The following is a 6,416-nucleotide window of genomic DNA, read 5'->3' as shown; positions in this document are numbered from 1 at the left end:
CATTCCGCTGCTGTCATCCTTCGCCTGTGCGATCCCGGGGATCATGTCCACGCGGGTGATCGACTCCAAGCAGGACCGGCTGACGACCATCCTCGTGGCGCCGCTGATGACCTGCTCGGCGCGGATCCCGGTCTACACCCTGATCATCGGCGCCTTCATTCCCAATGAGACCGTGGGCGGAATCTTCAGCCTGCAGGGTCTGGTGATGTTCGGCCTCTACGCCTCGGGCATCGTCAGCGCGCTCGCCGTGTCTTTCGTCACCCGACGCGTGTTCTGGCGCGGCGCGGTGGAGCCGTTCCTCATGGAGCTGCCGACCTACAAGATGCCCGACCCTTTGAACGTGCTGCGAAACCTGGCGCAGCGCGGTCAAATCTTCATCAGCCGAGCCGGTCGCATCATCCTGCCGCTCATGATCCTGATCTGGGTGTTGTCGACCTTCCCCTATCCGCCGGAAGGCGCGACTGGACCAGCCATCGACTACAGCTTCGCCGGTATGATCGGCCATGCGATCCAGCCCCTCCTGGCCCCCATCGGCTTCAATTGGCAGATGTCCATCGCCCTGGTGCCGGGCATGGCCGCGCGGGAAGTCGCCGTCGCCGCCTTGGGCACGGTTTACGCCGTCGCCGACGCCGAGAACAACAGCGGCGCCCTGGGTTCGGTGCTGGCTGGCCAGTGGTCGCTGGCGACCGGCCTCGCCTTCCTCGCCTGGTACATCTTCGCGCCCCAGTGCGCGCCGACCCTGGGCGTCGTGAAGCGAGAGACCAATTCCTGGCGCTGGCCAATCATCATGTTCGTCTACATGACCGCGCTCGCCTATCTCGCCGCCTTCGTCGTCTATCGGACGGCGGTCGCCCTGGGCGGAGGCTGAAGCTTCACCATACGCAACCGCCGGGAGAATTTTATTGCGGCGTTTAAGAGATCGCTAAACCTACTGGTTCTAGCTTTTCCTAATCGGGGAGCGACAGGATGCAAGCGACCACTCAGAAGCGCCGCAAGATCGCGGCAAAGCCCGCGACCGACCACCTGGCCGAGCGTATCCGAGAGACCCTGCTGCTGCTTGGCGGCGAAGCCCACCGTCGCGATGTGATCGCCAGCGTGGCGCGCGAGACCGGCCTCGACATCAAGAACATTCCCGAGGATTTCGAGGCCGCCGTCATCCTCTCGTTCGAGGAAGCCCTGCGCGATGAAGTCCGCCGCGCGGCGCACGGCTTCTACCTGAAGTTCGGCGAAGGCTCGCACCGTTGGAGCGTCAAGCTCCCCGAGACGGCGCACTAAGCTTGCGTTTCTTCGACCGAGGTCGGAACATCCTCCGTGACAACTGGCCGATCCTGGCGCGCTAAGCCTTGCCGCCGGACAGGGCGTCCGCCGCGTTCTGGAGGCGGCCAAGCAATCGCTTCAGCAGACCGACCTCGTCGGGCGACAAACCCGAGATCAGCGCGGCCTCATAGGCCAGGGCCAGAGGCGCGACCTCGGCGTGAAGCTGCGCGCCCTGCGCGGTCAGGGCCAGGACATGGGAGCGGCCGTCGGCATGGTGGTCGCTGCGCCCGATCAGCCGGCGGGTGGATAGGCCCTGGGCCGCGCGGCTGACGGTGACCTTGTCCATGCCGGTGCGGGAGACGACGGCGCCCTGGGTCAGGCCGCCGTCCTCCGCGAGCACGCACATCACCCGCCATTGTGGGATCGAAAGGCCGAAGCGGTCCTCATAGGCGCGCGCGATCAGCTGGCTGACCGCGTTGGAGGCCACGGACAACCGATACGGCAGATAGGCGTCCAGTTTCAGCTCGCCCGGAGGCGGGTCGGAAAACTGGCGCCTGATGCTCATGACCCTTGGACCTCTTGCTCGATGGCGCCGAAGATGGTGTGGCGGCGGCCATCGCGCATCTCAATCCGCACCCGGTCGCCGGGCTTCAAGAACGGCGTCTTGGGCGCGCCGTGAGCAAGGGTTTCGACAGTTCGCAACTCAGCGAGGCAGGAATAGCCGACGCCTCCCTCGGCGACGGGCTTTCCCGGGCCGCCATCGGGCCCGCGATTCGAAACTGTGCCAGAGCCGACGATGGTCCCGGCCGACAGCGCCCGGGTCTTGGCGGCGTGGGCGATGAGGGTCCCAAAGTCGAAGGTCATGTCGACGCCAGCGTCGGCCTCACCTATCGGCGTGCCATTCAGCTCGACCTCCACGGCGCCGTGCAGCTTGCCGTCCCTCCAGGTCTCGCCCAGCGAGTCCGGCGTCACCGCCACCGGCGAGAAGGCCGAGGCGGGCTTGGACTGGAAGAAGCCAAAGTTCTTGGAGAGCTCGGCCGGGATCAGGTTTCTCAGCGATACGTCGTTGACCAGCATCACCAGGCGCACGGCGGCGAGCGCCTCCTCGCGGCCGGCGCCCAGCGGCACGTCGCCGGTGACCACCGCCACCTCGGCCTCCAGGTCGCAGCCCCACGCCTCGTCGGCCAGGGGGATGGGATCGCGCGGCGCCAGGAAGCCGTCCGAGCCGCCCTGGTACATCAGCGGATCGGTCTGAAGCTGTCGGGCATGTCGGCGGCGCGCGCCTTACGCACCAGCGCCACGTGGTTCACATAGGCCGAGCCGTCGGCCCACTGGTAGGCGCGCGGCAGCGGGCTCTCGGCGTCCTTCTCGTGGAAGCGGACGCGGGGGATCGAGCCGGTCTCCAGTCCGTTGGCCAGACCGCGCAGCAGCGGTTCGCAACGTTCCCAGTCGTCCAGCGCGGCCTGCAGGGTCGGCGCAACATTGGTCGCCTCGACACACCAGGCGAGATCGTTGGAGACGACGACCAGGCGGCCGTCACGACCCCACTTGAGCGAAGCGAGCTTCATACTAAGTTTCCTCCCGGCCCATGGTGCGTGTCAGTCGCACGCCTTGTTCGTAGGCCTGCGGCAAATAGACCACGACCTCGACGCAGATGTCGCCGCCGGCGTCGCCGACCCACAGATAATTGCGCTCGAAACAGACGTCTCGGCCGGCCGGGGTGTAGCCCTCATAGGTGTCGCCCCAGGGCGTGCAGGCCACCATGTCGCGGCGGGTGAGCGAGCAGGCGCGCTCCAGCTCCTCCTCGGCGGCCTCCGTCAGATCGGCCTTCAGGTCGGCTTGCGCCATGTGGGACGCCTCACGCTCAGCCGGGGGTCCGCCAGCTGTTCACATAGTCGGGGTTCTCCACCGTAGAGGCGGCCTCGCCCACGTCCAGCGGATCGCGGGTGTCGATCATCACGGCGTATTCGTCGGTGGCGGCCTTGGGCTGGCTCAACATGTTCTTCAGCGCCTTGGGGTGCGGGCCGTGGGTGAAGCCGGAGGGATGGAAGGTCATCATCCCGGCCTCGATGTGGTCGCGGCTGAAGAAGTCGCCAGCGTGATAGAACAGGACCTCGTCGAAATCGTCATTGTTATGGAAGAACGGCACCTTCAGCGCGCCCGGGTCGGTCTCGAAGGGGCGCGGCGCGAAGGTGCACACCACGAAGCGGTCGGCGACGAAGGTGGTGTGGACGCTGGGGGGCAGGTGGTAGCGATGGCTGACCACCGGGCGGATGTGGCGCACGTTGAGCCGCACCGGCGCCAGCTCGCCGTGCCAGCCCACGGCATCCAGTGGATTGTAGGGATAGGTCACCGTGGAGACCTCGCCGCGCTTCTTGACGGCGACCTGGGTCACACCGTCCTGCGCCTGGTGCGCCTTGAAGGCGTCGTCCAGCGCCGGGGTGTCCAGCATGGCGGGATCGAACAGGGCGTGGCCGCCCAGCAGCCCCTTGTCGGGCAGGGTGAAGTGGCTGTTGGTCGCCTGGATCATCAGGATGGCGCTCGGCGCTGACGGGCTGAGCCGCCACATCGTCCCGCGCGGCAGATAGAGATAGTCGCCCGCCTCATAGGCGATGTGACCGTAGTCGCAGAAGAGATCGCCCGTTCCCTGGTGAACGAACAGGAGTTGGTCGCCGTCGGCGTTGCGGGCCAGGCCCGGCATGGCCTGCGCCAACTTCCAGAAACGCATCTCGCAGGCGGCGTTCTTCAGAATCACCGGGGCGGTCCAGGGCGAGCCCTGGGCCTCGTTCAGACGCGCCAGGTCGAAGGCGCGCGGACGCAACGGTCCCTGGAAGTCGCTCCAGCCGGTGGGCGGCCGGGGATGGTGGATGAAGGCGGCAGGGCCGAAAAAGCCCTCCTTGGATATCTCCCGCTCATAGGTGCCGGCGGGCATGTCGGCGTGGGCCTGGCGCGAGTGGGTTCCTTGCGCGGCGCGGACCGGGATCCAGTTGCGGGCCATTCAGGGTTCGTCCTTGTAGATGGCGACCACCAGCGGTCGGTCGGCCGCCAGGCTCGCGCGGTACATGCCCGAGGTGTTGTAGCTCCAGGCGAGCTGTCCGTCAGGCGCCACGGCGATGATCCCGCCGTCGCCGCCCAGGGCCGTCAGCTTGTCCTGAACCACGATGTCGGCGGCGGCCTGCAGGGACAGCCCCTTGTGCTCCACCAAGGCGGCGATCGCGTGCGCCACCCCCAGGCGGATGAAGTACTCGCCGGTCCCGGTCGCCGAGACCGCGCAGGAGGCGTTCGACGCATAGGTGCCCGCCCCGATGATCGGCGAGTCGCCGACCCGCCCCCACTGCTTGCCCGTGGTGCCGCCGGTGGAAGTGCCGGCCGCCACATCGCCGGCCGAGTCGAGCGCAACCACCCCCACCGTGCCGTACTTGCCCTCGTCATGGGCCAGGGCGTGGGCGGGATCGGCCCTCTGGTCGCCCACCGGCCGGGCTGGAACCGGCAGGTCGTGGGCCTTGGCGAAGTTCTCGAGGCTTCGCCAGCGACGTTCGGTGAAGAAGTAAGACGGATCGGCCTGCTCGACGCCATTGGCCTTGGAGAAAGCGTCGGCGCCGGCGCCTACCAGCAGCACGTGGGACGACCGCTCCATGACGGCGCGCGCCAGGGAGATCGGGTGGCGCGTGCGGGTGACGCCGGCCACGGCGCCCGCCGCCAGGGTCGCGCCATCCATGATCGAGGCGTCCAGCTCATTGGCGCCGCGAGCGGTGAACACCGCCCCGCGGCCAGCGTTGAACAGTGGGTCGTCCTCCAGCAGGTGGATGGCCGCCTCGATGGCGTCCAGGGCCGAGCCACCGGCGCGCAGGACCGCGCCGCCGGCTTCCGCGACCCGCGCCAGGGCGCCGCGATAGGCGCTCTCCTGCTCGGGCCGCAGATGCTTGCGCTCGATGACGCCTGCGCCGCCGTGGACGGCGATGGCCCAGGTCGGCGAGCCCAAGCCTCAGCCCTCCTTGGCCGGCAGCACGCCGCGACGGATCTGATCCAGCTCGATGGACTCGAACAGCGCCTTGAAGTTGCCCTCGCCGAAGCCTTCGTTGCCCTTGCGCTGGATCATCTCGAAGAAGATCGGGCCGATCATGTTCTCCGTGAAGATCTGCAGCAGGATGCCCTGGCCCTCGGTGGGGGCGCCGTCCAACAGAATTCTATCGGCGCGCAATCGCTCGACATCCTCGCCATGGCCCGGGACCCGCGCGTCGATGCCGTCGAAATAGGTGTCGATCGTGTCCTGGAACTTCACGCCCCGCTCGCGCATCGTCTCGACGGAGGCGAAGATGTCGTCGGTCCCGAGCGCCACGTGCTGGATGCCCTCTCCGCCGTAGTCCTTCAGGAACTCTTCGATCTGGCTGTGATCGTCCTGGCTCTCGTTCAGCGGGATGCGGATCTTGCCGCAAGGGCTGGTCATGGCCTTGGAGAACAGGCCGGTCTGCGAGCCCTCGATGTCGAAGTAGCGGATTTCCCGGAAATTGAAGATCGACTCATAGAACTGGGCCCACTTGGCCATGCCGCCCCGGACCACGTTATGCGTCAGGTGATCGAGATAGGTCAGGCCGACGGCGTTCTCAGCCACCGCCTGGGCCGCGCCCTCGATCGGCACGAAGTCGACGTCGTAGATCTCTTGGGCGCCGTAGCGGTCGACCAGATAGAGGTTCGAACCGCCGATCCCCTCGATGGCCGGGATGTTCAGCTCCATCGGCCCGACCGGTCCCTGCACCGCCTTGGCGCCGCGCTCGACGGCCAGCTTCAGGGCCTTGGCGGCGTCCTTCACGCGGAAGGCCATGGCGTTGGCCGAGGGGCCGTGGACCTCGCGGAACGCCGCGGCCTGGCCGGACGGCTCCATGTTGAGGATGAAGTTGATGTCGCCCTGGCGGAACCGCAGCACGTTCTTGGAACGGTGCCGGGAGACCGCCGTGAAGCCCATCAGCTCGAATAGGCCCTTCAGCCGCTCGGGCTCCGGGGAGGTGAACTCGACGAACTCGAACCCGTCGGTGCCGAGCGGGTTCTCGAAGAGGTCGCCGGACATGGCGCCCTGGGTGGTCGTTTGAGCCGTCATCGACGCCCTCCTCCTGAGAGATAGTATCAGATGAAACTAAATGCCTGATGCCGCGGCGGGAGAC

Annotated in this window: 7 protein-coding genes and 1 pseudogene; 2 read left to right on the top strand and 6 right to left on the bottom strand. The window is 67.3% G+C overall.

Annotation, left to right across the window (positions count from 1 at the left end; genetic code table 11):
- A partial coding sequence (locus RMO04_RS08150; protein WP_309644284.1) for a ferrous iron transporter B occupies positions 1-868 on the top strand: 868 nt, incomplete at its 5' end.
- A 98-nt stretch (positions 869-966) separates the two neighbouring features.
- Positions 967-1,275: a hypothetical protein gene (locus RMO04_RS08145; protein WP_309644283.1), complete on the top strand. Its 309-nt coding sequence runs from the start codon at positions 967-969 to the stop codon at positions 1,273-1,275.
- 61 nt (positions 1,276-1,336) lie between these two features.
- On the opposite strand, the gene RMO04_RS08140 is transcribed toward RMO04_RS08145, so the two are convergent.
- The 6 genes and pseudogenes from RMO04_RS08140 to hppD form a co-directional block, all read right to left on the bottom strand.
- Positions 1,337-1,822: a MarR family winged helix-turn-helix transcriptional regulator gene (locus RMO04_RS08140; protein WP_309644282.1), complete on the bottom strand. Its 486-nt coding sequence runs from the start codon at positions 1,820-1,822 to the stop codon at positions 1,337-1,339.
- Positions 1,819-2,825 (bottom strand): annotated as a pseudogene (locus RMO04_RS08135) (fumarylacetoacetate hydrolase family protein). Before RMO04_RS08135 ends, RMO04_RS08140 begins: the two are co-directional and overlap by 4 nt.
- 1 nt (position 2,826) lies before the next feature.
- On the bottom strand, positions 2,827-3,105 hold the full coding sequence (locus RMO04_RS08130; protein WP_309644281.1) for a hypothetical protein: 279 nt from the start codon (positions 3,103-3,105) through the stop codon (positions 2,827-2,829).
- Between the two features lie 16 nt (positions 3,106-3,121).
- Entirely contained in the window at positions 3,122-4,255 is a 1,134-nt protein-coding gene (locus tag RMO04_RS08125) for a homogentisate 1,2-dioxygenase (protein WP_309644280.1), read from the bottom strand.
- Entirely contained in the window at positions 4,256-5,239 is a 984-nt protein-coding gene (locus tag RMO04_RS08120; protein ID WP_309644279.1) for an isoaspartyl peptidase/L-asparaginase, read from the bottom strand.
- Positions 5,240-5,242: 3 nt separating this feature from the next.
- Positions 5,243-6,352, bottom strand: coding sequence for a 4-hydroxyphenylpyruvate dioxygenase (gene hppD / locus RMO04_RS08115; protein WP_309644278.1), 1,110 nt, complete (start codon positions 6,350-6,352; stop codon positions 5,243-5,245).
- Between the last annotated feature and the right edge of the window lie 64 nt (positions 6,353-6,416).

Origin of the sequence: Phenylobacterium sp., assembly GCF_031412415.1 — a bacterium.
Taxonomy (GTDB): domain Bacteria; phylum Pseudomonadota; class Alphaproteobacteria; order Caulobacterales; family Caulobacteraceae; genus Phenylobacterium.
The sequence above is the reverse complement of the archived record's forward strand: the minus strand, read 5'-3'. Positions and strand labels throughout refer to the sequence as shown.

What these genes read in the sequence shown, in the direction of transcription:
- RMO04_RS08145 (WP_309644283.1), top strand. Translation starts at nt 967, where the DNA reads ATGCAAGCGACCACTCAGAAGCGCCGCAAGATCGCGGCAAAGCCCGCG.
- RMO04_RS08140 (WP_309644282.1), bottom strand. Translation starts at nt 1,822, where the DNA reads ATGAGCATCAGGCGCCAGTTTTCCGACCCGCCTCCGGGCGAGCTGAAA.
- RMO04_RS08130 (WP_309644281.1), bottom strand. Translation starts at nt 3,105, where the DNA reads ATGGCGCAAGCCGACCTGAAGGCCGATCTGACGGAGGCCGCCGAGGAG.
- RMO04_RS08125 (WP_309644280.1), bottom strand. Translation starts at nt 4,255, where the DNA reads ATGGCCCGCAACTGGATCCCGGTCCGCGCCGCGCAAGGAACCCACTCG.
- hppD (WP_309644278.1), bottom strand. Translation starts at nt 6,352, where the DNA reads ATGACGGCTCAAACGACCACCCAGGGCGCCATGTCCGGCGACCTCTTC.